We start from the raw sequence: 1,443 nt of genomic DNA, 5'->3' as shown, positions 1-1,443 counted from the left end.
TAGGCTCCATAGCCATCAGCATGGCGCGTTGGACAATGCGGTCTGTCAGGGTCGGAATACCCAATGGTCGTAGCTTGCCATTTGATTTCGGGATATAAATGCGCTTCACCGGCTGGGGGCAGTACGTACCCTTCAGCAGACTTGCCCGCAGGTCGTCCAGATGCTGATCCAGTTTGACCTGCAGTTTTTGCTTATCCATTCCGTCGATACCCGGCGTGCGTGCGCCACTTGACGCAAGAACCATCCGAGCGGCCTCGGCAAGCCATTCCCGATTGGCAATCAGCCGCAGAAGCCGATCAAACCTTCGGTTTGAACCGCTCTCGGCCCATGTTGCGAGCTTGTGCTGCATTTCGCTGATTATCATAGGTCTTCACCTCATTGGGTCAGGTAATTTGCACTTCAAGCAGATTGAACTGTTCCCCTTCGCCATGTGACAGGCTTTCCCTGCCGCAGACTACTACGAGAACTCCGCCCCTTATGGACAAAGGTCAAACAGCAGCAGATTAAAAACGAGAAGCTGTTTGATAAAACGCACACCAACAGGCTGAACAAAAGCCACCGCCCTCAATATCTGTTGAGTGGGATACTAGAATGTGCTCATTGTCATGGACCATATGCCATTATGGCCAAAGACCGCTATGGCTGCACCAACAGAAAGAAGAAGCTGCCAATTGATAGCCTTGGCGGCATCACTTGTACTAACAGCAAGACAATCAGTCGTCATGAATTGGAAGAACGGGTGTTGGCTGCCTTTCCCGAAGGCCTGTTTAGTATCAGCAATATTGAGCACGTCAGGGACACACTAAGCAAAGAGCTGAGTAAATCAGCCAAACAAAGTGCTAAACACCGAGATCAATTGGTCGTAAATATCAAAAAACTGGAACAGCAACAAAAGAGCCTGATGGAACAACTGGCACAGCGAGCGTCGGAGGGTCGTCCCGCAATCCCTGCCTTCAATGATATGATTGATGACCAGGAAGACAAGCTGATCAAGCTAAGGGCCGAGCTTAAAGCAGTACCAGCAACAGAAACTGAGTTTAAAGCGCCTGCAATTTCTGTTTCAATGTACAGAGTGGCAATCGATGCTTTGATCGCCAGCGTCAAACATAAAACCGATGATGATCTTGATGAATGGATTCAGTTTACGCGTCAGCTGATCCAAAAAGTCGTAATCAGCCCCTCCCCTGATGGCAAAAGCGCTGATCTGGAACTACATGGTCGTCTGGCCACTATTCTGGCTTCGATGGCAGCATGGGAAGAGTTTGCAAAAGCACATCGTCAACAAGCATCCGCAGAGTTCGCACGACTTTTAAAGACAAATCATTTTAACTCTCAAGGGGAAAAAATTGACTTTAAAACCCGCTTCGATGCTCACTTGGCTGAGCAATATGAAGCATGGAAGGGGTTACAAGTCTCGGTGGTTGCGGGGGCAGGATTTGAACC

At 49.1% G+C, this 1,443-nt stretch carries 2 pseudogenes; one reads left to right on the top strand and one right to left on the bottom strand.

The features are described 5' to 3' along the window. Window positions 1-364 (bottom strand): annotated as a pseudogene (locus FHS77_RS16050) (group II intron reverse transcriptase/maturase); the annotation flags it as partial. 258 nt (window positions 365-622) lie between these two features. Between FHS77_RS16050 and FHS77_RS16045 the strand changes: the two are divergent. Beyond that, window positions 623-1,443, top strand: a pseudogene (locus tag FHS77_RS16045) (hypothetical protein); the annotation flags it as partial.

The organism is Paenochrobactrum gallinarii, assembly GCF_014205685.1.
Classification (GTDB): Bacteria; Pseudomonadota; Alphaproteobacteria; order Rhizobiales; family Rhizobiaceae; genus Paenochrobactrum; species Paenochrobactrum gallinarii.
The sequence above is the reverse complement of the archived record's forward strand: the minus strand, read 5'-3'. Positions and strand labels throughout refer to the sequence as shown.